This is a genomic window from Paraburkholderia sp. EG286B (assembly GCF_040965655.1).
In the GTDB taxonomy this organism is placed as follows: domain Bacteria; phylum Pseudomonadota; class Gammaproteobacteria; order Burkholderiales; family Burkholderiaceae; genus Paraburkholderia.
On record NZ_JBFRCF010000008.1, the window covers coordinates 314,561 to 338,418 of the forward strand.

23 protein-coding genes and 1 riboswitch are annotated in these 23,858 nt (G+C 68.4%); of the genes, 9 read left to right on the plus strand and 14 right to left on the minus strand.

What is annotated here, in order from left to right; translation table 11 throughout:
• Positions 1 to 4 precede the first annotated feature (4 nt).
• The 11 genes from fliP to fliF form a co-directional block, all read right to left on the minus strand.
• Entirely contained in the window at positions 5 to 748 is a 744-nt protein-coding gene (fliP, locus tag AB4Y42_RS19875) for a flagellar type III secretion system pore protein FliP (protein WP_246089067.1), read from the minus strand.
• 102 nt (positions 749 to 850) lie between these two features.
• The gene (gene fliO / locus AB4Y42_RS19880) at positions 851 to 1,351 is read right to left on the minus strand and encodes a flagellar biosynthetic protein FliO (RefSeq protein WP_368692333.1); all 501 of its coding nucleotides are present in this window, start codon (positions 1,349 to 1,351) and stop codon (positions 851 to 853) included.
• A gap of 173 nt (positions 1,352 to 1,524) precedes the next feature.
• Positions 1,525 to 1,983, minus strand: a complete 459-nt coding sequence (gene fliN, locus AB4Y42_RS19885) for a flagellar motor switch protein FliN (protein ID WP_342920371.1) — start codon at positions 1,981 to 1,983, stop codon at positions 1,525 to 1,527.
• Positions 1,976 to 2,974 carry a flagellar motor switch protein FliM gene (fliM, locus tag AB4Y42_RS19890; RefSeq protein WP_368692332.1) on the minus strand — a complete coding sequence of 333 codons (999 nt, stop codon included), beginning with the start codon at positions 2,972 to 2,974 and terminating at the stop codon, positions 1,976 to 1,978. Before fliM ends, fliN begins: the two co-directional genes overlap by 8 nt.
• Before the next feature lie 46 nt (positions 2,975 to 3,020).
• A complete protein-coding gene (gene fliL, locus AB4Y42_RS19895; protein ID WP_342920372.1) occupies positions 3,021 to 3,524 on the minus strand; it encodes a flagellar basal body-associated protein FliL in 504 nt (167 codons plus the stop codon).
• A 261-nt stretch (positions 3,525 to 3,785) separates the two neighbouring features.
• Positions 3,786 to 5,333, minus strand: a complete 1,548-nt coding sequence (locus AB4Y42_RS19900; protein ID WP_368695082.1) for a flagellar hook-length control protein FliK — start codon at positions 5,331 to 5,333, stop codon at positions 3,786 to 3,788.
• A gap of 28 nt (positions 5,334 to 5,361) precedes the next feature.
• A complete protein-coding gene (fliJ, locus tag AB4Y42_RS19905; protein ID WP_254318723.1) occupies positions 5,362 to 5,814 on the minus strand; it encodes a flagellar export protein FliJ in 453 nt (150 codons plus the stop codon).
• Positions 5,811 to 7,520, minus strand: coding sequence for a flagellar protein export ATPase FliI (fliI, locus tag AB4Y42_RS19910; RefSeq protein WP_368692323.1), 1,710 nt, complete (start codon positions 7,518 to 7,520; stop codon positions 5,811 to 5,813). The genes fliJ and fliI overlap by 4 nt, the downstream gene beginning before the upstream one ends.
• On the minus strand, positions 7,514 to 8,191 hold the full coding sequence (gene fliH / locus AB4Y42_RS19915; protein WP_368695083.1) for a flagellar assembly protein FliH: 678 nt from the start codon (positions 8,189 to 8,191) through the stop codon (positions 7,514 to 7,516). The genes fliI and fliH overlap by 7 nt, the downstream gene beginning before the upstream one ends.
• Positions 8,184 to 9,179, minus strand: a complete 996-nt coding sequence (gene fliG / locus AB4Y42_RS19920) for a flagellar motor switch protein FliG (RefSeq protein WP_042269052.1) — start codon at positions 9,177 to 9,179, stop codon at positions 8,184 to 8,186. Before fliG ends, fliH begins: the two co-directional genes overlap by 8 nt.
• Positions 9,169 to 10,977: a flagellar basal-body MS-ring/collar protein FliF gene (fliF, locus tag AB4Y42_RS19925; RefSeq protein WP_368695084.1), complete on the minus strand. Its 1,809-nt coding sequence runs from the start codon at positions 10,975 to 10,977 to the stop codon at positions 9,169 to 9,171. Before fliF ends, fliG begins: the two co-directional genes overlap by 11 nt.
• 287 nt (positions 10,978 to 11,264) lie before the next feature.
• On the opposite strand from fliF, the gene fliE reads away from it, so the two are divergent.
• The 5 genes from fliE to AB4Y42_RS19950 all read left to right on the plus strand — a co-directional run bounded on the left by fliE (position 11,265) and on the right by AB4Y42_RS19950 (position 14,556).
• Positions 11,265 to 11,600, plus strand: a complete 336-nt coding sequence (fliE, locus tag AB4Y42_RS19930) for a flagellar hook-basal body complex protein FliE (protein WP_069264308.1) — start codon at positions 11,265 to 11,267, stop codon at positions 11,598 to 11,600.
• A 144-nt stretch (positions 11,601 to 11,744) separates the two neighbouring features.
• Positions 11,745 to 12,191: a flagellar export chaperone FliS gene (gene fliS, locus AB4Y42_RS19935; RefSeq protein WP_368692320.1), complete on the plus strand. Its 447-nt coding sequence runs from the start codon at positions 11,745 to 11,747 to the stop codon at positions 12,189 to 12,191.
• Complete coding sequence (locus AB4Y42_RS19940) at positions 12,188 to 12,520, plus strand: flagellar protein FliT (RefSeq protein WP_028203389.1); 333 nt, start codon at positions 12,188 to 12,190, stop codon at positions 12,518 to 12,520. The genes fliS and AB4Y42_RS19940 overlap by 4 nt, the downstream gene beginning before the upstream one ends.
• 84 nt (positions 12,521 to 12,604) lie before the next feature.
• Positions 12,605 to 14,143, plus strand: coding sequence for a flagellar hook-length control protein FliK (locus AB4Y42_RS19945; protein ID WP_368695085.1), 1,539 nt, complete (start codon positions 12,605 to 12,607; stop codon positions 14,141 to 14,143).
• A complete protein-coding gene (locus tag AB4Y42_RS19950) occupies positions 14,143 to 14,556 on the plus strand; it encodes an EscU/YscU/HrcU family type III secretion system export apparatus switch protein (protein WP_368695086.1) in 414 nt (137 codons plus the stop codon). The genes AB4Y42_RS19945 and AB4Y42_RS19950 overlap by 1 nt, the downstream gene beginning before the upstream one ends.
• Here the strand turns inward: AB4Y42_RS19950 and AB4Y42_RS19955 are convergent.
• Together AB4Y42_RS19955 and AB4Y42_RS19960 are read right to left on the minus strand one after the other, a co-directional pair.
• Positions 14,534 to 15,976: a coniferyl aldehyde dehydrogenase gene (locus AB4Y42_RS19955; protein ID WP_368695087.1), complete on the minus strand. Its 1,443-nt coding sequence runs from the start codon at positions 15,974 to 15,976 to the stop codon at positions 14,534 to 14,536. The genes AB4Y42_RS19950 and AB4Y42_RS19955 overlap by 23 nt on opposite strands.
• Before the next feature lie 83 nt (positions 15,977 to 16,059).
• Positions 16,060 to 17,781 carry an isovaleryl-CoA dehydrogenase gene (locus AB4Y42_RS19960; RefSeq protein WP_368695088.1) on the minus strand — a complete coding sequence of 574 codons (1,722 nt, stop codon included), beginning with the start codon at positions 17,779 to 17,781 and terminating at the stop codon, positions 16,060 to 16,062.
• Positions 17,782 to 18,153: 372 nt separating this feature from the next.
• Between AB4Y42_RS19960 and AB4Y42_RS19965 the strand changes: the two genes are divergently transcribed.
• Positions 18,154 to 19,782, plus strand: a complete 1,629-nt coding sequence (locus AB4Y42_RS19965; protein WP_368695089.1) for a GMC family oxidoreductase — start codon at positions 18,154 to 18,156, stop codon at positions 19,780 to 19,782.
• A 54-nt stretch (positions 19,783 to 19,836) separates the two neighbouring features.
• On the opposite strand, the gene AB4Y42_RS19970 is transcribed toward AB4Y42_RS19965, so the two are convergent.
• On the minus strand, positions 19,837 to 20,784 hold the full coding sequence (locus AB4Y42_RS19970; RefSeq protein ID WP_368692314.1) for a LysR substrate-binding domain-containing protein: 948 nt from the start codon (positions 20,782 to 20,784) through the stop codon (positions 19,837 to 19,839).
• A 214-nt stretch (positions 20,785 to 20,998) separates the two neighbouring features.
• Between AB4Y42_RS19970 and AB4Y42_RS19975 the strand changes: the two genes are divergently transcribed.
• The 3 genes from AB4Y42_RS19975 to ahcY all read left to right on the plus strand — a co-directional run bounded on the left by AB4Y42_RS19975 (position 20,999) and on the right by ahcY (position 23,832).
• The gene (locus AB4Y42_RS19975) at positions 20,999 to 21,427 is read left to right on the plus strand and encodes a CidA/LrgA family protein (RefSeq protein WP_368692331.1); all 429 of its coding nucleotides are present in this window, start codon (positions 20,999 to 21,001) and stop codon (positions 21,425 to 21,427) included.
• A 38-nt stretch (positions 21,428 to 21,465) separates the two neighbouring features.
• The gene (locus AB4Y42_RS19980; protein WP_368692313.1) at positions 21,466 to 22,188 is read left to right on the plus strand and encodes an LrgB family protein; all 723 of its coding nucleotides are present in this window, start codon (positions 21,466 to 21,468) and stop codon (positions 22,186 to 22,188) included.
• 84 nt (positions 22,189 to 22,272) lie between these two features.
• Positions 22,273 to 22,380, plus strand: a riboswitch (S-adenosyl-L-homocysteine riboswitch).
• Between the two features lie 33 nt (positions 22,381 to 22,413).
• Positions 22,414 to 23,832 (plus strand): adenosylhomocysteinase, encoded by a 1,419-nt coding sequence (ahcY, locus tag AB4Y42_RS19985; RefSeq protein WP_069264292.1) that lies wholly within the window; start codon positions 22,414 to 22,416, stop codon positions 23,830 to 23,832.
• Positions 23,833 to 23,858: the final 26 nt, after the last annotated feature.

Sequence of the window (23,858 nt, forward strand, 5' to 3'; positions counted from 1 at the left end):
GTCCTCAGGTAAAGCTCTGCGCGAGCGAGCCGATCAGCAGTTGCCAGCCGTCCACCAGCACGAACAGCATGAGTTTGAACGGCAGCGAAATGGTCGCGGGCGAGACCATCATCATACCCATCGACATCAGCACGCTGGCAACCACCAGGTCGATGATGAGAAATGGGATGAAGATCGTGAAGCCGATCTGGAAGCCCGTCTTCAGCTCGCTCGTGACGAACGAGGGCACGAGCAGCGTGAGCGGCACGTCCTCGGGTCCCTGCATGGGCGCCGCGTGCGAGATGCGCGCGAAGAGGGCGAGGTCGGACTCGCGGGTCTGGCGCAGCATGAAGGTCTTGAAGGGCGCGACGCCGCGCGCCACGGCGTCGTCCATCGAAATCGTGCCGGCCGAAAACGGCTTGTAGCCGTCGTTGTAGGCCTTGTCGAGCACCGGCGACATCACGAACAGCGTGAGAAAGAGCGCGAGGCCCACGAGCACCTGGTTGGGCGGCGTGGTCGTCGTGCCGAGCGCCTGGCGCAACAGCGAGAGCACGATGATGATGCGCGTGAAGCTCGTCATCATCAGCACCATCGCCGGCAGGAACGACAGCATCGTGAGCAGCAGCATCGTCTGCACGCTCAGCGAGTAGGTCGTGCCGCCGTTCGGGCCGGGGCTCGTGTTGAAGGCGGGGAGGCCTTGCGGGCCGCCCGCGCTCTGCGCGTGCGCGAGGTGCGGCAGCGCGAGGGCGAAGGCGCCCGCGCCGAGCATCAGCGCGAACGGGAGCGCCGTTCTGGCGATCTTCGCGAGGGTAGCCGCGCGCGCGCGGACATCGCCGCCTGCGCCCGGCGCATGAAGGGAACTGCCGTGCATTTACTGCGCTCCGCCGTCGTGACGCATGAAACGCGCGTTGATGCGTTTGTTCGCCTCGCTTTTCAGCGCGTCACGAAAGCGCTGTGCGAAGGTGCCCGAGAGGGCGGGGGCGTTGGGAGCGGCTGCCGCGACGCCTGCGGGCAGTTCACCCGCGGGCAGCGTGTGGAGCAGGCGCACATTGCCGGGCGCGGCGCCCAGCACGAGCCAGGTGTCGCCGATCTCGACCACGGCCACGCGCTCCTTGCCGCCGAGCGATGCGCCGCCCACGGTCTTCACGAGCGCGTTCTTCGGCCCGCCTTGCAGGCCGAGACGCCGCGCGAGCCAGGCGCAGCCGAACACCACGGCGATCACGAGCGCGAGACCCAGCACCGTCTGCACGAGCGCGCCGAAGCCGAGCGCGGGGACCGCGCTGCCGGCGATCACGGCGGAGGCGGCCGAAGCACCCGATGCCGCGCGGGTGGCTTCGTTGACTGCCTGAAGGTCGGCGGCCCGCGCGCTCATGACCGCGAAAACGGCGGCGCCGGCGAGCGAGAGGTGGACGGCGAGGCGCCACGAGAATCGCAGCATGCGTGCGCCGCGGGACTTCCGCGTGCGCTGCATGCCGGTGCCAGAAACGGCGCCAGCAGGGTTGCCAGCCGGGTTGCCAGAAGCCGCGCCGGGAACAGCCTGGGGTTTCATCGGTTCAGCTTCCGGATCCGCTCGGACGGCGTGATGATGTCGGTGAGACGAATGCCGAACTTGTCGTTCACGACCACCACTTCGCCCTGGGCGATGAGGCAGCCGTTCACGAGCACGTCCATCGGCTCGCCGGCCATGCCGTCGAGTTCCACGACCGAGCCCTGCGCCAGTTGCAGCAGGTTGCGGATGGCGATCTTGGTGCGGCCCAGCTCCACGGTCATCTGGACGGGAATGTCCAGAATCATGTCGATGTCGTTGGCCGTCTTGGTCGAATCGACCTTCGAGAGCGGCTGGAACACGGCCGTCGGTTGCGCGGCCGGCACGTCGTTGCTGTTCTGCTCGGCGAGCGCGCTCGCCCAGTCGTCCATCGAGTCGCTGCCCGCTTCCTGCGCCGCGGCCTCGAAACCCGGGTCGAGCACCGGCTCGTCTGCGCTCGTGCCGTTGATGTCACTCATATCCACCTTCCTTCATCGTGTCGGCTGCGCTGATCATCTTCTGGACCCGCAACGCGTATTGACCATTGAAAATTCCGTAGCCGCACTCCATCACGGGCACGCCGTCCACCTTGGCGGTGATGTGCTCCGCGATGTTCATGGGCAGCACGTCGCCCTTCTTCATGTTCAGGATCTGCTCGAACGTGACGGGCACCTGCGCGAGGTCGGCCGTGAGCTCGACTTCGGCGGCCTGCACCTGCTGCGAGAGCACGCGCACCCAGCGGCGGTCCACGTCGAGCACTTCGCCTTGCAGCGGCGAGGCGAGCACGTCGCGGATCGGCTCGATCATCGAGTAGGGCATGCAGATGTGCAGCGTGCCGCCCGTCGGCCCGAATTCGATCGAGAACTGCGTGACGATCACGATCTCGTTCGGCGTGGCAACGTTTGCGAACTGCGTATGCATTTCAGAGCGCACGTATTCGAACTGCAGCGGCCGCACGCTTTTCCATGCGTTCGTGTAGTGCTCGAACACGAGGTTGAGCAGCTTGCCGATGATGCGCTGCTCGGTCTGCGTGAAGTCGCGGCCTTCCACTCGCGTGTGGAAGCGCCCGTCGCCGCCGAACAGGTTGTCCACGACGAAGAACACGAGGTTCGGGTCGAACACGAACAGCGACGTGCCGCGCAGCGGCTTCACGTGGACGAGGTTCAGGTTCGTCGGGATCGGCAGGTTGCGGGTGAACTCGCTGTACTTCTGCACGCGCACCGGACCGACCGAGATTTCGGCGGTGCGGCGCATGAAATTGAAGATGCCGACGCGCAACAGGCGCGCAAAGCGCTCGTTGATGATTTCGAGGCCGGGCATCCGGCCGCGAACGATCCGTTCCTGCGTCGCGATGTTGTAGGGCCGAACGCCCTTGTTGTCGGAGCCGCCCGAGTCGGAATCGACTTCGCCGGTGACGCCTTTGAGGAGGGCATCGACCTCCTCCTGGGACATGAACTCGTCGTGACCCATCGTCATGATGACTGGCCCTCCATCGCGGGAATCATGTCAGCCACGCTCACTGGACGACGAATTCGGTGAACAGCACGTCGTCGACGTGCATCGGCTTCTCATTCGCGCCGGCAGGCTGCGAGATCAGCACGGCGAGTTCCGTGGCGAGCGCACGCTTGCCGTCGAGCGGCGCGAGGTCGGACGGATGCTTGTTCGAGAGCGCGAGCAGCAGGCGGCTGCGGATCTCGGGCATGCGCGCAACGAGCGCGTCCTGGGTGGCCTGGCTGTCGAGCTTGAGCGTGAGGCCGATGCGCAGGTAGTGCGACTCGCCGTCGTCGGACTGCAGATTGACGGTCATCGGCTCGAGCGCGTAGTACACGGGCAAGGCCGGGGGCGCGGCGGCCGGCGCGGCCGGCGCGCTCGGGGCGTGGCGCGACATGAAGAACCACGTCGCGCCGCCCGCCGCGGCGGCGGCGAGGATCGCAATGAGCGCGATGACGATAATGCGCTTCATCGGTCCGGGTTTCGCGCCCTGGGGCGCGGCTTGCTGGGATGCGGTGGTGGTCGCCATGTCGAAAAGTCAGCCTGGATGCTTGCAAAGGTCCGGGGCACCGACCTGGTGGTCAGTCCGGGCATGCTGCATTGTTCCGGCTTTTGCCTTTCAGCGATGGGAGGAATAGACGGGGGAATTCCGGCTATCTCGTGGTTTTGTTGCGCGCCGCGGCAAGCCGCTCGCGCAAGGGCGCGATGTCAGCGCACGCAGCCGCTGGGCGCGGCTGCATGGCCCATGACGTGTCGAACGCGCCGGGCGGGGCAGGGTAGGGAGAAAGGGTCAGGCGAATGTGTCGATCAGACCGACGGAGCGCGTCGTGACGCTCGCGACGCTGCTCGTATCGTCCGCGGCGTCCGTTGCGGCGAGCGTGCTGCCCGAGCTGGAACCGGAACGGCCGGAGCGGCCCGAACCGCTGCCGTCCTGCTGCGCCTGCTGGTTCATCTGCCGCGAGAAACCGTCGCTCACGCTCGCGCTGCCGAGGCCGATGCCGTTTTGCTCCATCGCTTCGCGCAGCTTCGGCAGGGCCGCCTCGACGGCCTCGCGCACCTGCTGGTGCTGCGAGACGAAGAGGGCGTGCGCGTGGGTGTCCGAGACCTGCAGTACGACCTGGAGCGGTCCGAGATCCTTCGGATTGAGCGTGAGTTCCGCCGACTGCTGGTGCGCGTTCGAGAGGAACACGACCTTCTGGCTGAGCGCGTCTTCCCAGTCGTTCGTGCCGACCTGCGGCGCGATCGACGCGGAGGCGGCCGCCGCCGCCGGATTCGTGCTTGCGCTGGCCGCCTGGGCGGCCTGGGCCTGCGCGGCCGTCGCGGCGGCGACCGCTGCGGCCTGGGTCGCGGCGAGCGCGTCGGTCGTGGCGGTGCTCGCCGTGGCGTCGGTCTGCGTGGCGGCGCCGGCCTGCTGCTGCGCCGCTGCCGTGAGCGCGTCGGTGGCGACCTTCGCGGCGTCGGTGACAGCCGTCGTGGCGCCCTTGGCCGCGTCGGCGCTCGCGCCGCTGTTCGCGGCCGTGCTGAACGCCTTGCTCTGGGCGGTCGCGCTCAAATGCGAGGCGAAGCTGCTGACGATGTTCGAGCCCGAGCCCGTGCTGGCCGTGCTTGCGCTATTCGCCGCCGACCCGGCCGTGCTCACCGCATGCGTGGCGAGCGTACCCGCGCCGCCGCGCAGTTGCGCGAGCGCCGCTTGCAGGGCGTCGTGCACCGACTTCGAGGTGCTGGTCGCGGCGCTGCCCGTGGCCGTGCCGTCGCCTGCAGCGCCGGCAACTGCTGTGGCTGCCGTGGCGGCCGCCGCGGAGGCGACGCCGGCGAGCGTGCTGTCGCTGCTCGTCTGGCTGCCGTCGGCGTTCGCGTCGGTGCTCGTGCTGTCCTGGGTCTGCTGGCCCTGCTGCGCTTGCTGCGCCTGCTGGGCCTGAGCCGCGGCGGCTTGCGCGCCTGCGTCGGCGGCCTGCTTTTGCTGGGCGCGCGCGGCGGCGGCGCGGCGATCGGCGCTCGACGTGCCCTGCGTGGCCTGGCTCGAGTTCGAGCTCGAGCTGGACGTCTGCGAAGCGCTGCTGGTGCTGCTGCTTTGCGAGGCGCTGCCGCTCGACGTGTTCGAATTGGACTGCGCCGACGCATTCGACTGCGCGCTTTGCGCCGCCTGGGCGTTCTGGTTCGCCTGCGCGCTTTGCGCGTTCATCTGCTGTTGCAGCGTCTGCGCGAAATCCTGGCTGGCGGCATCGGCCTGGCTGATGGAGTTCGATGCCGTGTTCGACACGGCGTTCGATGCGGAATTGCCCGACACCGCGTCCGTGGCGGCGCCGAACAGCGAAGAAAGAGAAGAGAGGAGCGACATACTGGCGGCCTCGAAAACGGATTACGTGTTACGGATGTTGCGACGTTCGCATGCGCAGCACGCGGGCGGCGTGCTCGTCGGCGTCGCGCTGTTCGCGGCGGGCGTCCTTGCGGGCCTGCACATCGTCGTGGCGGGTTTGCAGGACCTCGTACGAGCCGAGCTTCTGCTTGCTGCGCTGCCATTCGGGCTTGGCGGCCTCCACGCGCGCGGTGGCCTGCTCGAGCAGGCGACGCTGCTGTTCGATCGCCGCGTCGAGCGTGTCGATGAACGCCTGGAAGTTGCGCACGTTGCCCGCGGCCATGCCGCTGCGCGCCGATTCGGTGAAACGCGTGTGGTACTCGTCACGGTAGGTGATGAGCGCCTCGAGCTGCTTTTCGACCTCGACGCGCTCGCGCTGCACGCGGCCGAGCTTTTGCGTGGCGGCGTCGACGTCGTCTTGCGCGAGGCCGATCAAGGTTTGCAGCGCGGTCTGTTTCGTCATGTCCTGGCTCCGATCAGCTGGCCGAGCATCTCGACGCTCTGATCATAGTTCGCGGTTTCGCGAAAACCCTGCTGAAGAAAGGCCTCGATGCGCGGATACAGCGCGATCGCGCGGTCGAGCACGGCGTCGCGCCCGCTCACGTACGCACCCACGTTGATGAGGTCGCGGTTGCGCTGGTAGCGCGAAAGCATCTGCTTGAGCGCGCGCGTCTGGTTCAGATGCTGGTCGTCGATCAGCGCGGTCATCGCGCGGCTGATCGAGGCCTCGATGTCGATGGCCGGATAATGCCCCGCCTCGGCGAGCGCGCGGGAAAGCACGATATGGCCGTCGAGAATCGCGCGCGCCGAGTCGGCGATCGGGTCCTGCTGATCGTCGCCTTCGGTGAGCACGGTGTAGAACGCCGTGATCGAACCGCCGCCTTCGGGGCCGTTGCCGGTGCGCTCGACGAGCGCCGGCAGCTTGGCGAATACCGAAGGCGGATAGCCCTTGGTCGCGGGCGGCTCGCCGATGGCGAGCGCGATCTCGCGCTGGGCCATCGCATAGCGCGTGAGCGAGTCCATGAGCAGCAGCACGTGCTTGCCCTGGTCGCGGAAATATTCGGCCAGCGACGTGGTGTACGCGGCGGCCTGCATGCGCAGCAGCGGCGACACGTCGGCCGGCGCGGCCACGACCACCGAGCGTGCCAGGCCGTCAACGCCCAGGATCTGCTCGATGAATTCCTTCACTTCGCGGCCCCGCTCGCCGATCAGGCCGATCACGATGACTTCCGCGCTGGTCGCGCGCGCCATCGTGCCGAGCAGCACCGATTTACCGACGCCCGAGCCCGCGAACAGGCCCATGCGCTGGCCGCGCCCGACCGTGAGCAGCGAGTTGATCGCGCGCACGCCCACGTCGAGCACCTTGTGAATCGGCTCGCGGTTCAGCGGATTGATGACGGGCGCGGTGAGCGGCGCGTCGGCTTCGGTATTCAGGGGGCCCAGGCCGTCGAGCGGGCGGCCCGAGGCGTCGACCACGCGGCCGAGCATGCCCCATCCCACCGGCAGGCGCTTCGCGCCCGCTTTCGGATCGGCGATCGGCGCGGTTTCCAGCGGCCAGACGCGCGCGCCGGGCAACAGGCCCGCGACTTCGGTCGTCGGCATCAAAAAGAGCTTGTCGCCGCCGAAGCCGACCACTTCCGCTTCGGCCATCGGCAACGAGCTGCCCGGCGGCAGTTCGATCATCACCTCGGCGCCCACGGCGAGGCGCAGCCCCACGGCTTCGAGCACGAGGCCCGCCGCGCGCGTGAGACGCCCGCAGCCGCGCAGCGGCAGGGCGAGCGCATTGCGCTCGCGCACGCTGCGCAGTTGCGCGTTCCACGAGGTCAGGAACGGGTTGGCCGGGTCGTAGTTCGCCGGCGGCACGTAGGGTGCGCTCGGGGCGTCGGCCACGACCGGCACGCCGTCATTCGTCAGGCCTGGCGGCGCACCGGCCGCGTCCGCGGCGAGCGCGGCATCGATTGCGTCGATCGCGTCGGCGGCACCCAGCTCGCGTGCCTCGCGTTTGGCAGGAATGCCCGGGATGTCGAGGTCGCCCACGAGTAGCGCGCCGAGCTGTGCCGGGTCGCTCGCGAGCGGGCCGAACGAGGCGAGCGCGAGTTCCTGCTCGAGCGGCGTGAGACCGCCCGTGTGGATGGTCTGATGGCTCGGCGGTTGTGGGTGGTTCACCATGGCCGTGCCTTGCCGAGCGCGGCCGTCACGCGCTCCCAGCGCGTGCGGATGCTGGCGTCGGTTTCTCCCGTCGCGGCCTGCGCGCGGCAGCCGCCGCGCTCGATCGTCGGGTCGGTGCGCACGCTCCAGCCGCGCGCCTGAAGGTCGTCCAGCAGATAAGCCTCGACGATCGGCAGATCGGCGGGGCTCACCACGAGCTGCGGGGAACCGGCCAGCTGCGGCTCGGCCACGAGCACTTCGCGCGCGACCGCGACGAGCGCCGTCGGGTCGTGCTGGACGTGCTGGCGCACGACCTGCTGCGCGATGTCGAGCGCCAGTTCCACGAGCGTCTCGGCTACGCCGGCCTGCGCCGTTTCGAGCGCGTCGCTAAAACGGCTGGCGAGCGCGGCGAGTTGCGCCGCCTGCGCGCGCGCCTCGGCCTGGCCCTGCTCGAAGCCCTGCTGGCGGCCCTGTTCGTGCCCGGCCTGATAGCCGAGCGCCTGGCCCGCCACGTGGCCGGAGCGCAGCCCCTCCTGGTGGGCCGCGTCGCGCAGCGCATGGAGCTGGGCCTCGAACGCCGCGGTTTCGTCGTGCGTGGGCGGCGGCGGCGGGGGAGGCGGCGGGTCGAACGAGGCCATCTCCCAGCGCTGGTACGCCGAGCGATGGCTGTTCGCGGAGCTGGTGTCAGACATAAGCGTCTTCTGCCTTGCCGCCTAGAACGATCTGTCCGCTCTCGGCGAGGTTGCGCACGATCTGCAGGATGCGGCGCTGCTGTGCCTCGACTTCCGACACGCGCACCGGACCGCGCGCGTCGAGGTCTTCGGCGAGCAGTTCGGCCGCACGCTGCGACATGTTCGAGAGGAACTTGGTGCGCAGCGCGGGCGGCGCACCCTTGAGCGAAATGATGAGCGACTCCGACTCGACTTCCTTGAGCAGCAGCTGGATCGCGCGATCTTCGAGGTCGAGCAGGTTCTCGAACACGAACATCTGATCGATGATCTTCTGCGCGAGTTCCGCGTCGTACTGGCGGACGTTCTCGATCACCCCTTCTTCGTGCTGGCTCGTCATGAAGTTGAGGATTTCGGCCGCCGTGCGGATGCCGCCCATCGGGCTGCGCTTGAGGTTGTCGCTGCCCGAGAGGAGGTTCGTGAGCACGTCGTCGAGTTCGCGCAGCGCCTGCGGCTGGATGCCGTCGAGCGTCGCGATGCGCAGCAGCACGTCGTTGCGCAGGCGCTCGGTGAAGCACGAAGCGATCTCCGAGGCCTGGTCGCGGTCGAGGTGCACGAGGATCGTCGCGATGATCTGCGGGTGCTCGTTCTTGATGAGCTCGGCCACCGACCCCGAATCCATCCACTTGAGGCCTTCGATGCCGCTCGTGTCGCCGCCTTGCAGAATGCGGTCGATGATCGCGCCGGCCTTGTCCTCGCCCAGCGCCTTGTTGAGCACGTTGCGGATGTAGTCGTTCGAGTCGAGCGAGAAGGCGGTGTGCTGCTCGGCTTCCTTGACGAATTCCTGCAGCACGACTTCGATCTCTTCGCGCTTGACGTTCTTGAGCGCCGCCATGGCGGCGCCGATTTTCTGCACTTCGCGCGGACCGAGGAACTTGAAGACCTCGGAGGCCTCTTGCTCGCCGATCGACATGAGCAGCAGCGCGCTCTTGGTTGCGCCTTCAGCGTTCATCGTTCACCCAGCTTTTCACGACGGTTGCGACGATCTTCGGATCCTGGCGCGCGATGTTGCGCGCGTATTCCAGGTTGCGTTCGAACTTGTTCTTCTCGTTTTCGAAGGCGAGCAGGGCGGCTTCACTTTCCGCACTGTCTTCGCCTTCCGCGCCGGTGCCGCCAATGCGCACCGCTTCGGGGAGACCGTCGAGCAGCAGCGGCTCGCCGTCGGCCATGCCGGGCAGCGCGGGCGCAACCGGCTCGGGCGGCGGGAACGCGCGGCGCAGCGCCGGCTTCACCATCACGAAGTAGAGGAAGAGAGCCACCGCGCCAATGCCGAGCCACGTCGCAATCTGCTTCGCAAGGGCGAGGATGTCCGGTTGACGCCACCACGGCAGGTTCGCGTTCGGGTCGACTTCGGTCTGGAACGCGGCGTTCACCACGTTCACCGAGTCGCCGCGCTTGGCGTCGTAGCCCATGGCGTCCTTCACGAGCTGCTCGACCTGCGCGAGCTTCTGCGCGTCGAGCGGCTGCATGGTGGCGTGGCCCTTGGCGTCCAGCTTCGGCTGATAGTTCACGATCACGGCGACCGACAGGCGCTTCACGTCGCCCGGCGCCTGTTGATAGTGGCGCACGGTCTTGTCGAGCTCGTAGTTCGTCGTGGTGTCGCGATGATCGGAGACCGGCACCGGAGCCGACGCGCCGTTCGCACCCGCCGGTGCGCTGATGGGCGCGGAGGCCGGCTGCGGCGGCTGGTTCGTGAGCGCGCCGGGCACGCCGCCCGCGCCGCTTTGCTGCATTTCCGTGGAAATGTTCTGCTGCTGGCTGCGGATCGCGGCGGCCTGCGGGTTGGCGTTCGGACCGTAGGCTTCGGAGGTCTGCTCGAGCTTCGAGAAGTCGAGGTCGGCGCTCACCTGCGAGCGCGCATTGCCGGCGCCGAACAGGGGCGCGAGGATCGCGTCGATGCGCGCCTGGGTGTCGTGCTCGACCTGGCGCACGTACTTGAGCTGCGAGGCGTCGAGGCCCACGCCCGCGGCGCTCTGGGTGAGCAGGTTGCCGTCCTGGTCGACCACCGTCACGTTGCGCACCGGCAGGTCCGGCACGGCCGAAGCCACCATGTGCGTGATCGCGGCGACCTGGCCGTCGTCGAGGATGCGGCCCGGATACAGGTTCACGAGCACCGAGGCGGACGGCGCTTCGCGCTCGCGCACGAACACCGACGGCTTCGGAATGGCCAGATGCACGCGCGCCGACTTCACGCTCGCGATCGACTGGATCGTTTGCTCGAGCTCGCCTTCGAGCGCGCGCTGGTAGTTGACCTGCTCGGCGAACTGGCTGATGCCGAACTTCTGGTTGTCCATCAGCTCGAAGCCGACCGAACCGTTCTTCGGCAGGCCCTGGGAGGCGAGGCGCAGGCGCATTTCGTTGACCTGCTCGGCGGGCACGAGAATGGCGCCGCCGGCGTCCGAGAACTTGTAGGGAACGTTTGCGGCCTGGAGCGCAGTAATGATGGCGCCGCCGTCACGGTCCGACAGGTTGCTGTACAGCACCTTGTAGTCGGGCGCGCGCGACCACAGCACGAGACCCGCGACCACGGCCACGAGCACCGCCACGGCAAAAATGAGCGGCGCGCGCGGGTTGCCGCGCACGTTGCGCAGCGACGAGAGCGAGCCGAGGCGTTGCGCAAAGCCGCCGCCGAGGTCATCCGCGCCGCCCAGGCCTGCGCCCGCGCCAGCACCGGGCGCGGCGCCCGCGCCAGAGGTGGCGAGGCCCATGCGGGCGTCGGGGTTGATCAAAGAATTGGCAGTCGAATCCATGCGACGGGTATCTCCGGAGGCTTCCAGGTCTCGCCTTGCATGGCGGAGACTTTCACGAGACGCATTATCCGGGGCCACTGACAAGCCGATTGCGCGAATAGAGCCGGGTTTTCCCCCTAGTTTCAGGGCTGCCGAAACAGACCCGCTGCTATGCTCTCCTCCAGATTCGGCATCCTGTCAGTGCGCCGTCTCGGCCGGGCCCGCAGGATTGCTGTGCAATCGCTGAAACTCCGGCATTGGGGCTCGTCCCCGGAATACCCCGCAGGTCCCCTTTTCGTGGAGCAAACATGACCGTGCCAGTATCCCCGCTCACGTCCGCCTTGGCGCAAATGCAGTCGATGGCGACCCAGGCGGCCGGCGGCCCCACCGCAGCCGACGAAAAGTCGGGCGCGGCCACGGCCGGCGGGTTCGCGGCGGCGCTCAAGTCGTCGCTCGACCAGATCAGCGACGCCCAGCAGAAGGCCGTTGGCGAGTCGCAGGCGTTCGAACTGGGCGCGAACAACGTGTCGCTCAACGACGTCATGGTCGACATGCAGAAAGCCAACATCGGCTTCCAGTTCGGCCTGCAGGTGCGCAACAAGCTCGTGGCCGCCTACACCGACATCATGCAGATCCAGGTGTGACGGTGCCCGAAGCCTTCGCCCGCTCAACGCGCTAAAGCTTCTTCCCCTACGATCCGATAACCCGGCTAGAAGAGTCCGTCGCTCGTGCTTGCACAGCGCGCCGGACGACCGCATTCAAGCCAAACGTATCAAGGAGAAGCGCCGATGTTTTCCCCTGCCCAATCTGGAGCTAACGCCTATGCACGCGTGGGCGTCGAAACGGGGGTCATGGGTGCGAGCCCGCACAAGCTGATCGTGCTCCTGTACCAGGGCGCGCGTCAGGCCATCGCGCAGGCACGTATGCACTTGCAGGCCGGCAACGTCGGCCCGCGTTGCGAGGCGATCGCCAAGGCGATCCGGATTGTCGAGAGCGGACTTCAGCTCGCGTTGAACGTCGAGGCGGGCGGCGAGATCGCTCAACGCCTGAATGCGCTGTACAGCTACATGACGAAGCGCCTGCTGGAAGCCAATATTAAACAGAGCGAGACCATGCTGGTCGAGGTCGACAGACTGCTGGCTACGCTCGAAGAAGCCTGGTTGGGGATAGCGCCGGAAGTGGCGAGGATGGCCGAACAGGCATCCGCGTCAGCGTCCGGCTCATTGATGAGATGAGTTCAAAAGCAGACTACTTCGCCCGCTACGAAGCGATAGCGGCCGTGTCGGAGCAGATGCTCCATGCGGCGCGCGATGCGCACTGGAACGATCTGATCGGCTTGCAGGAGGAGTACCGGATCCTCGTCGATGCCTTGAAGGACGCCGAAGCCGTGGTGCGGCTCACGGTTTCCGAACGAGCGCGCAAGTACGAGCTGATCCGCCAGATTCTCGCCGACGACGCCGCCATTCGCGATCTCGCAAGCCCTTGCATGGCACGGCTTTCGGCGCTCTTTTACGGCACCGTGCAGCCCGCGCGGGTCTTGCAGGAAATCTACGGAGCCCGCTAGCGCGGCGCGTGGCGCCTCGCGACGCAACGGCGCGCAACGCCCCATGAACCGGCAGCTCAGCGCCGTGCGCAGATCCGGAACACCATGAACGGAATCGACACCGGAGCCGCCGCGCTCCTCGCGAGCCGCATCGCGGCGCTCACGCCGGTCGGGCCGCAGAGCGCCTCCGGCGCGGCGCAGACGGGCGTCTCCGCGCTCGCCACGGGCACCGCCGCGCTCGCCGACGCCGCAAGCAGCACCAGCAGTACGCAGGACTCGACCGAGACCGTGCTTTCGGCGGTTGCACTGGCGCTCGACGCCATCATCCGCTCGGGCGGCGAAGCGACGCCCGCCGTGGTGGGCCGCGCGCCGCTCTGGGGCAGCCCCGGCGCCGACGCGGCGCCCGGCGGCGCGGCCACCTTGCCGCTGCCGGGTCTCGCCGGCGAAGCGCAGGCGGCGGAAGCGGCGTTGCTCGCGGACGTGGCGCTCGCGGCCCAGGGTCTGGCCGGAGCGGCGCTGGCCGGAGCGGCCGACGCCGGAACCGACGCTTCCGCGCAGACGGCGTCCTCGCAAAACCCGCAGGCCGGACAAACCACCCAAACGGCGCAAACAGCGCAAACCGCCGCCGCCGCGCAAGCCGGTCCGGTCGCCGCACTCGCGGCGTCGCTAGCGCAGACGGTGAGTTCGAGCGGACTCTTCTACGAAGCCCACCTCGCGCAATGGTTGCGCGGCCAGCTCTCGCCCGCCGAACTGGCCGACGAGCCGCAGAACCGTCTGCTCGGCGCGCACTCGCAACTGCCGCTCGACTGGAGCCCGGCCGGCGACGACATCGACGACGTGCAATGGACCGAGACCTTCTCCGACGCGCCGGGCGCCGCGCGCGGCGAAGCGGGCAATGCCCAGAACGCGGCCAACGCGCTCAATGCCGCACTGGCGCGCGCCTTCCCCGGGCTGGCCGATCCGCACGGCGAAACGGCCGCAAGCCAGGCCCAGGCGCGCGCGACGCTGGCCGATACCCTGATGCCCGCCATGCACGAGGCCGCCGCGCAGGCCACCGGGCCGACGGTCCATCCGGCCGTGATCCCGCTCGTGCGCCAGCAGCTCGATCTGCTCGCGACCGGTGAGTTTCGCTGGAACGGCGAGGCCTGGCCGGGCGTGCGGGTGGACTGGAGCATCCAGCAGGACGACTACGATGCCCGCGACCCGCACCCGGGCGCAGGCGGTGTGGACGCCGACGACATCCCATGGCGCACGCGGCTCACGCTTGCGCTGCCGAAGCTCGGCACCGTCGACGCGGAACTCACGCTGACGGGCTCGACGCTCGCCGTGCGCGTGCAGGCGAACGCGGGTGGCGCCGCGCGCCTCACGGCAGAAAGCGAGTCGCTGCGCGGGCGGCTCGAAGCGCTCGGGCTCACGCTCGCTGGGCTCTCGATCCGCGAGATCGGCAGCGGCGCCGCGGCGAGCCCCGCCGAGGCCGCGAGAGCCGCGAGCGCTGCAAGCGCCTACGCGGCACAAACCACCTCCGCCGCATCCGCCACGCAGACGGCGCAGGCCGGCGCCGCGGCGGATGCGTCCGCCGCGCGACCGGGCGCCGACGCGACCGAGCCGCGCAACCACCGCCTCGACCACGACTGGGAGTTGTGATGAGCCGCACGCACCGCAAGAGCGCCGCCGCGCTCGCCTACGACGCCCCCGAAGGCGACGGCGCGCCGCGCGTGGTCGCGAAGGGCTACGGCCTCGTCGCGGAGATGATCGTGCAACGCGCGAAGGAAGCGGGCCTCTACGTGCACGAAGCGCCGGAGATGGTCTCGCTGCTCATGCGCGTGGACCTCGACGCGAAGATTCCGCCGCAGCTCTATCAGGCGGTGGCCGAACTGCTTGCCTGGCTGCACCGCCTCGAAGCGGACAACGACGCGAAGGCCAAGGCTACCGCGCAAGCGCAAGCCGCCACACCGGCCGGAACCGCGGCCGGCGGCGCCCCGCGCGAGATCAGCGACATTCGCAGGATCGGCGGCACCCGTCCCGCGCTGCCCTTCAACCCCTCAACATCAACCTGATCAGCCAGGCGACGCGCTTGCCGTAGGGCGGCGCGATGAGCCCGCGCGCATTCAGCCGCGCCTGGGTGAAGACGGGCTTCATCTTCGAGAACGTGACGAAGCCCTCGTAGCCGTGATACGCGCCCATGCCGCTCGGACCGACGCCGCCGAACGGCAGTCCCTCGGCGGCGATATGCATGAGCGTCTCGTTCACCGACATCCCGCCCGCCACCGTTTCGTGCGTCACGCGCTCGACCGTGCGCGGGTCGTCGGCATAGAGGTAGAGCGAGAGCGGGCGAGGGCGCGCATTCACGTAGCGCAACGCTTCGTCGAGCGTGTCGTAGGGCACGAGCGGCAAGAGCGGCCCGAAGATTTCCTCCTGCATGAGCGCCGTCTGCGCGCCGGCGTTCGTCACGATGACGGGCGCGAAGCGCCGCGTGGCGGCGTCGTGCGTGCCGAGCGCGTGCAGCTGCGCGCCGCTTGCCTGGGCTTCATCAGCGAGGCGTTGCAGGCGCTCGAAGTGGCGCGCCGAGATGATCGACGTGTAGTCGCGGTTGCTCGCGAAGTCCGGATAGAGCTGCGCGAAGCGCGTGCGCGCGCGGGCGATGAACGCCTCTTCCTGGCCGCGCGGCAGCAGCACGTAGTCGGGCGCGATGCAGGTTTGCCCCGCGTTCAGCGTCTTGCCGAGCAGCAGGCTGTCGACGGCGTAGTTCAGGCGCGCCGCGGCGCCGATGATCACGGGCGACTTGCCGCCCAGTTCGAGCGTGACCGGCGTGAGGTTCGCGGCCGCCGCGCGCATGACCTCGTGCCCCACGCGCGTCGAGCCGGTGAACAGCAAATGATCGAACGGCAGCGCGCTGAAGGCGGCGCCCACCGACGCGTCGCCGTTCACGACCGCCACGTGATCGCGCGCGAAGGTCTTGCCGATCAGCTCCGCGAACAGCGCGGACGTGCGCGGCGTCAGCTCCGACATCTTGATCATGGCGCGGTTGCCCGCCGCGAGCGCGCACACGAGCGGGCTCGCGGCCAGCTGCAGCGGATAGTTCCACGGCACGACGATGCCCGCCACGCCGAGCGGCTGCGGCACCAGCTTCGCGCGCCCGGGCAGCAGCCATTTGCCGACCGGTCTGCGGCGCGGCTTCATCCAGCGCGCGCCGTGCCTGAGCGCCGCATCGATCTCCTGCTTGAGGACGACGAATTCCGCGAGCGCGACCTCCGCCTTCGCGCGCTGGCCGAAGTCGGCGTTCATCGCCTCGGCGAGCGCGTCGCGATTCGAGAACAGCACGTCGCGCAGCGCCTTGAGATGGCGCGCACGCGCGTCCCAGGACGGGAACGGGTCGCGCAGGAAGGCTTCGCGCTGCGCGGCGAGCAGCGTGTCGAGCGCGGCGCGCGGCTCGTCGGGGGCGCTGCGGGCGAAGTCTTCGGGCAGGTCCTGCTTCATGGTCGTTCCTCGTGGGGTTCCCACTCGCTGTGGCGCGTGGGCGAACGGAAAAATCGGCTCGTCGTATCGGGTGACGCCGAGGGTCACACCGGGCGCGACGGAAACGCCCGCTCGATGATCGCGGCGTGATCGAAGCGCGCAGGCAGCGTACCGAAGACGCGGTCGCAGTCGGCGTCGTGCTCGTCGAGGCGCGTGGCGATGAACGCTTCGGCGATCTGCGGCGGGCCGTCGCGCAGCAGCATCGCCTGCGCGATCAGCACGATCTGCTGCGCGATGCGCCGCGCGCTCGGCTCGCGCGTGCCCGGCGCGCCGTTGAGCAGCACCGAGAGGCGGTCGAGCGCGGCGTTCAGAACCGGGTGAGTCTGCGCGTCGCGCCGCCACGCGAGAAACAGCGCCTGGGCGGCGTCGGCCTCGCGCTCGAGTGCGCGCAGCACGTCGAGGCACATCACGTTGCCCGAGCCTTCCCAGATCGAGTTGACGGGCGCTTCGCGGTAGAAGCGCGCCATCGGCCCTTCCTCGACGTAGCCGTTGCCGCCCCAGACTTCCATCGCCTCGCCCGTGAACGCGAGCGTGCGCTTGCAGACCCAGAATTTCGCCGCCGGCGTGACGATGCGCCGCCAGGCGCGCGCTTCGAGCGACGTGTCGTCCGTATCGCCGGGTTTCGCTTCGGCGCTGTCTTCGAAGGCGCGCGCGAGACGCATGAAGAGCGCCGTCGCCGCTTCCGATTCGAGCGCGAGATCGGCGAGCACGTTTTGCATGAGCGGCTGCTCGGCGAGCACACGGCCGAACGCGCTGCGGTGGCGCGCGTGGTGGATCGCCTGCACGAGGGCCGCGCGCATGAGCGCCGCGCTGCCGATCACGCAGTCGAGCCGCGTGTAGTTCGCCATCTCGATGATGGTCGGCACGCCGCGGCCTTCGTCGCCGATCATCACGCCGTACGCATCGAAGAATTCGACTTCACTGCTCGCGTTCGAGCGGTTGCCGAGCTTGTTCTTCAGGCGCTGCACGTTGACCGCGTTTTTGGTGCCGTCCGGCCGGTAGCGCGGCACGAAGAAGCAGGAGAGTCCGTCGTGCTCCGTGGTGCGCGCGAGCACGAGGTGCGCGTCGCACTGCGGCGCCGAGAAAAACCACTTGTGGCCCGTGAGCAGGTACGCCGCGCCGCGGCCGGTTTCGACGCCCGCGGGGCGCGCCTCGGTGCGGTTGCTGCGCACGTCCGAACCGCCTTGCTTCTCCGTCATGCCCATGCCGATCATCATCGAGCGCTTCTGCGCAAGCGGCAGGTCGCGCGCATCGTGCTCGCGCGTGTAGAGCGGCGCGCGCAGCGTTTCGAACAGGGCCGGCTCGCGCTGCAGCACGGCGATGCTCGCGAACGTCATGGTCAGCGGGCACAACGACCCGGATTCGAGCTGCGCGTGCAGGAAGTAGCCGGCGCAGCGCGCGGCCATCGCGCCGGGCTGCGGGTCCGAATACGGCAGCGCATGCAACCCCTGCTCGCGCAACAGCGTGAGCAGTTCGTGCCAGGCGGGGTGGAATTCGATCGCGTCGATACGCTCGCCGCGCGGGCTGTGCGTGTGCAGTTCGGGCTCGTGGCGGTTGGCGAGGTCGGCGAGCGCGAGCGTTTGCGCCTTGCCGAGCGTCTCGCCGTGGCGCGCGAGCGTGTCGCGATGCCAGTGAGCGCCTGCGCGCGCGAGGGCCTCGCCGAGCGCAGCGTCGGTGGTGAAGAGGTTGTAGTCGGCGAGCGGCGGCGCCTGGTTCGTCACTTCGTGGCTTGTGCCGGGGCGATGCGTGACTTCCGTCGGGTTCATCTGCCTGTCTCCGATGCAAGGCTGCTGCGTGCGTCGTGCTTCACGCGCGGCCGTTCGTGTTGTGTTCGCTGTCGTGACGGGGAGGCGTGCGCAGCGGCCGCTCCATGGGAAGCGTCCCTGAGGTGAATGATTCTTGTGCGCTCCAGCGCTCCCTGTGCCGCTCGCTGGAATCTTGCGGGCTTCGGCTCTGGCGGCCGAACCGCCTTCCATCATAGGCGTCGATCCGCCGTCAGGTTTAGAGGGGATGCTCTGACATAAAAGCTGACCTCGGAATCAGACGCTTCCTACAATGCGCCATTGAAGCCGAAAACGAACGAGCGTGCAAATAGTGCGCCGGGGCCTCGCAAGAGGCGAGCCGACAGGACGGAGACGATGCAATACGACTACATCATCGTAGGCGGCGGCTCGGGCGGCGCGTCGCTGGCGGGCCGGCTGGCCGACCGTTGCCCGCAGGCGAGCATCGCGCTCGTCGAAGCCGGGCCGCACACGGCGCGCAATCCGTTCGTCAACATGCCGCTCGGCGTCGCCGCGCTCGTCCCGTTTCGCACGAAAAACAACTACGCCTATGAAACCGTGCCGCAGCCGGGACTCGCCGGCCGGCGCGGTTACCAGCCACGCGGCCGCGGCTTCGGCGGCTCGAGCACCATCAACGCGATGATCTACACGCGCGGCCATCCGCTCGATTACGACGAATGGGCGCAACTCGGCTGCACGGGCTGGGCGTGGCGCGACGTGCTGCCGTACTTCCTGCGCGCCGAGGACAACGAGCGCGGCGCGAGTGCCTGGCATGGCGCGGGCGGCCCGCTGGCCGTAGCCGACCTGCGCGAGCGCAATCCGGTCGCCGCGCGCTTCGTCGAGGCCGCGCGCGAGGCGGGCTTTCGCCTGAACGACGACTTCAACGGCGAGGAACAGGAGGGCGTCGGCTTCTATCAGGTGACGCAGCGCGGCGGCGAACGCTGCACCGTGGCGCGCGCGTATCTGTATGGGCGCGAGCGGCCGAACCTGCATCTGATCGCCGACGCGACGGTCCTGCGCGTGCGCTTCGAGGGCGCGCGCGCGAGCGGCGTGGAGCTTGCGCGCGGCGGCGCGATCGAGACTCTGCAGGCGCGCGCCGAGGTGATCCTCGCGGCGGGCGCGTTCAACTCGCCGCAGCTGCTGATGTGTTCGGGCATCGGCCCCGCCGACGCACTGCGCGCGCTCGGCATTGCGGTGCGCCACGACGCGCCCGAAGTCGGCCGCAACCTGATCGACCATATCGATTTCACCTTCAACAAGCGCGTGCGTTCGAGCGACTCCGTGGGCTACTCCCTGCGCGGCGCGGCGCGCATGACTGCGGGGTTCGTGCGGTATCTGCGGGGGCGGCGCGGCATGCTCACGACCAACGTGGCGGAGGCGGGCGGCTTTCTGAAGAGCCGCTCCGAACTCGACCGGCCCGACCTGCAGCTGCACTTCTGCACGGCGCTCGTCGACGATCACAGCCGCCGCCTGCATTGGGGCCACGGCTATTCGCTGCACGTGTGCGTGCTGCGTCCGGCGAGCCGCGGCACGGTCACGCTCGCGAGCGCCGACGCGCGCGTGGCGCCCACGATCGACCCACGCTTTCTTTCCGATCCGCGCGATCTCGACGCCCTCGCGCAGGGCGCGCGCCTCGCCCGGCGCATACTCGACGCGCCCGCGCTGGCGCAGCTGGGCGGCCGCGAACTCTACACACATGGCGAGCAGAGCGACGCGCAATTGCGCGAGACGATCGCCCGCCACGCCGACACGATCTATCACCCCGTCGCGACCTGCCGCATGGGCGGCGACGCGCGTTCCGTCGTCGATCCGCAGTTGCGCGTGCGCGGCGTGACGGGGCTGCGCATTGCGGACGCCTCGGTCATGCCGACACTCATCGGCGGCAACACGAACGCGCCGAGCGTGATGATCGGCGAGCGTGCGGCCGACTTCATCGCACAGGCGCAGTACGCGCCCGATACGGCGGCTCAGCGCGTCGACGCCTGAAGTTGCGCGTTTCCTCGCTTTTACCTGGCCTGTTGCCCTGGCGCGTCGCAGGCCTCAGCCAGGCTTGCCTGGCTGCTTCTCCATCCCCGGCGGATGCACGAAGTCGTCGAGAAACGTGAAGGGCTTGCCGTACTCCGAGCGCGCGACGTCGAGCCACGCGCGCGCCGCGTGCGAGAGATAGCCGCTGCGTTTCCAGCCGATCGCCATGTCCCAGGTGATCTGCGGCTCGCTCACGGGCAGGCAGGTGAAGCGCTCGGCGTCGAGCCGGCGCACGTACGGCGCGGGCAGCAGCGCAATGCCCACGCCCGCGAGCACGAGTGCCGCCATCAGGTCCCAGTGGCCGCTGCGCCCCACCACCTGCGGCACGAAGCCGGCCGTGCGGCACGCGTTCAGCACCACATCGTTGAGCGCGAGGCTTTCGCCGTAGAACACGAACGGCTCGCCGGCCAGTTCCCCGAGCGGCACGGCGAGCTTGTTGTCCCAGCGCGAGCCGCGCCGCGCGACGAGCCACAACAGCTCGTGCGAGATCGGCAGGACGTCGATCAGCGCGGGATCGACGGGCAGCAGCACGCCGCCCAGCTCCAGCTCGCCCGAGATCAGCGCGGCTTCGATGGCGCGCGAGCCGTGCTCGAAAAGCTTCAACTCGATCTTCGGATAGCGCTGGCGGAAGGTGGCGATGGCGGGCGTGAAGAGCGAGCCGCCCATCGGCGGGATGCCGATGGTGAGCTCGCCGCGCCCGAGCGTGCCGAGATCGGCGAGTTCGGCCTGCAGCTGCGCCTGCGCGGCGAGCACGTCCTGGCCGCGCTGGTAGACGATGCGCCCGGCGTCGGTGAGCACCATCTGGCGCGCGTCGCGCAGCAGGAGCTGGGTGCCGGTCTCGTCTTCGAGCGCCTTCACCATCTTGCTGATGGTCGGCTGGGTGACGTGCAGTTTTTCGGCCGCGGCGGTGAAGCTCTGTTGCCGCACCACCTCGATGAAATAACGAAGCGCGCGCAGTTCCACGATCGGGACTCCACAAATGTGCAGAAAACACGCTCAGCGGGGTGCCGAGTCGGTGCATTCCAATATGGAATGTAGCAGATGATCTTAAGTCATTATGTTTATGCTGCGCTGCACCCTATACTGACTTCCATTCCAGTGTCACTTAGGGTTTGCCATGACTACCTCCACCGCGACCGCGAAAGTCTCCGAAAACGCCGAGCGCAAAGCGGGCGGCATGGCGAGCTTCGGGCGCCGTATCGGCCGCATTACCGTGCAATCGGCGCTGCTCGCGGGCCTCTGGTACGCCGCCGACGCGCTCACGCGCTTCACGCACCTGCCGGTGCCGGGCGGCGTGGTCGGCCTCGTGCTGCTGCTCGCGCTGCTCTTTTGCGGCGGCGTCACGCCGCGCTGGGTGAAGGCGGGCGCCGACTGGCTGCTCTCCGACATGCTGTTGTTCTTCATTCCGGCCGCCGTCGCAGCCGTGAAATACGGCGGCCTGTTTCGCGCCGACGGCTGGCGTCTGGCGCTCGTCGTGGTCGGCGGCACGCTGATGGTGATGGTGGCCGTGGCGTTCGCGGTCGAACAGGCCGCCAAGCTCGAGCGGCGCCTCGCGCTGCGACGCGTGCGCGATTCGCGGCACTCGCGCCATCTGGCGCGGGCTTGAGGCTGCAACGTCCTGAATAGCGTGAGGGGGAATCCGTCATGAACACGTTTTATTCGTCCCTGTTCGCCGACGACGCGGCACGGCTCATCGCCGCCGGCTGTTTCATCCTCACCGTCGCGCTCTATTTCGCCTCGAAAGCGCTCTATGCGCGCTTTCGCTCGCCGTGGCTCACGCCGCTCGTCGCGGTGCCGGCGGTGCTCGGCGTGTTCGTGCTGGCGCTCCATATTCCGTACCCCGTGTATTTCCAGGACACGCGCTGGCTCATGTGGCTGCTCGGCCCGGCCACCGTGGCCTTCGCAGTGCCGATCTACGAGTACCGCGATCTGCTCAAGCGCCACTGGATCTCGCTCACCGTGGGCGTGACGGTCGGCATCGTCGTGGCGGTGGGCGGCTCGCTCGCGCTGGCCAAACTCCTGCACCTTTCGCCCGATCTGCAACGCAGCCTGATGACGCGCTCGATTTCCACGCCGTTCGCGCTCGCGGTGTCGGACAAGATCCACGCGCCGCGCGACCTCACCGCGCTGTTCGTAATCGCCACGGGCGTGTGCGGCATGCTGTTCGGCGAACTCGTGCTCGGCCTCGTGCCGCTGCGCACGCGGCTGGCGCGCGGCGCGCTGTTCGGTGCGGCGGCGCACGGCGTGGGCACGGCGAAGGCGCGCGAGCTGGGCAGCGAAGAAGGCGTGGTGGCGAGCCTCACGATGATGATCGCGGGCGTGGTGATGGTGCTGCTCGCGCCGGCGCTCGGATTCCTGCCGGTTTGAAGTCCCGCGGGCGCGTTCGCGCCCGCTTTTTTGGCCTATGCGCGCACGCGCGGACGCCATCCCGATTTGCTACAATCTCGGCTCGCTTTCGAGGAGCGTTGCGACGGGTTTTCTGTGACCCGCCAGGCTCGAAAGTGCTTCAATCCGGTTGACTCCACTGACTCAATCGCACTGAAACGGCGCTCACGTCTTTAATTTCTAGTCACTTTTAGAAAGGAGGGCGTGATGAACGCCGCAGTTCCGCAAGATCAAGCCAAAGATTTCATCGTCGCCGATATGTCGCTTGCCGCCTGGGGCCGCAAGGAACTCAATATCGCCGAAACCGAAATGCCGGGCCTCGTGCAAACCCGCGAAGAGTACAAGGCGCAGCAGCCGCTCAAGGGCGCGCGCATCGCCGGTTCGCTGCACATGACGATCCAGACGGGCGTGCTGATCGAGACGCTCACCGCGCTCGGCGCCGACGTCCGCTGGGCCTCGTGCAACATCTTCTCGACGCAGGACCATGCCGCCGCCGCGATCGCGCAGGGCGGCGTGCCGGTGTTCGCGTTCAAGGGCGAATCGCTCGACGAATACTGGGAGTTCTCGCACCGCATCTTCGAATGGCCGAACGGCGAGTTCGCCAACATGATCCTCGACGACGGCGGCGACGCCACGCTCCTGCTGATCCTCGGCTCGAAGGCTGAAAAGGACCGCTCGGTCATCGCCAAGCCGACGAACGAAGAAGAAGTCGCGCTGTACAAGTCGATCGCCGCGCACCTCGACGTCGATCCGCAGTGGTACTCGAAGCGCCTTTCGCACATCCAGGGCGTGACCGAAGAAACCACGACGGGCGTGCACCGCCTTTACCAGATGGAGAAGGAAGGCCGTCTGCCGTTCCCGGCCATCAACGTCAACGACTCGGTCACGAAGTCGAAGTTCGACAACCTGTACGGCTGCCGCGAGTCGCTCGTGGACGGCATCAAGCGCGCGACCGACGTGATGATCGCGGGCAAGATCGCGGTCGTGGCCGGTTACGGCGACGTGGGCAAGGGCTGCGCGCAGTCGCTGCGCGGTCTGGGCGCCACGGTGTGGGTCACGGAAATCGATCCGATCTGCGCGCTGCAGGCCGCGATGGAAGGCTACCGCGTCGTGACGATGGAATACGCCGCCGACAAGGCCGACATCTTCGTGACGGCCACCGGCAACTACCACGTGCTGAACCACGATCACCTGAAGGCGATGCGCCACAACGCGATCGTCTGCAACATCGGCCACTTCGACTCGGAAATCGACGTCGCTTCCACGCGCCAGTACCAGTGGGAAAACATCAAGCCGCAGGTCGACCACATCATCTTCCCGGACGGCAAGCGCGTGATCCTGCTGGCCGAAGGCCGCCTCGTGAACCTGGGCTGCGCCACGGGCCACCCGTCGTTCGTGATGTCGAACTCGTTCACGAACCAGACGCTCGCGCAGATCGAACTGTTCACGCAGGGCAAGAAGTACGAGAACAAGGTGTACGTGCTGCCGAAGCACCTGGACGAGAAGGTTGCACGTCTGCACCTCGCGCGCATCGGCGCGAACCTGACCGTGCTGTCGGACGACCAGGCTTCGTACATTGGCGTCGACAAGAACGGTCCGTTCAAGCCGAACCACTATCGCTACTAAGCCGATACAACGCGATACAAAGCGGG